1 protein-coding gene is annotated in these 227 nt (G+C 44.1%); it reads left to right on the top strand.

Annotated elements, in window-relative coordinates:
* Nucleotides 1–227, top strand: a 227-nt coding sequence (locus AC0QH1_RS16660) for a reverse transcriptase N-terminal domain-containing protein (RefSeq protein ID WP_324632344.1), incomplete at both ends; no start/stop codon positions are given.

Genomic DNA, 227 nt, shown 5'->3' with positions numbered 1-227 from the left:
ATCAATTTACAAAGCTGAACGGTCTGGACAGTCCAAGAAAGCAAGGCATCTTCAAAGACTCCTAAGTAAGTCCTATTTCGCGAAGCTCTTGGCGGTAAGGAAAGTAACCCAATATAATCAGGGTAAAAAGACAGCCGGAGTAGATGGAGAAAAATCTCTGAATCCAGAACAACGGCATGAATTAGCCCAAAAACTAGGGAAGAAATCCAAAGCCCGCGCCTTACGCA

The organism is Phormidium sp. CCY1219, from assembly GCF_055795085.1.
The sequence above is the reverse complement of the archived record's forward strand: the minus strand, read 5'-3'. Positions and strand labels throughout refer to the sequence as shown.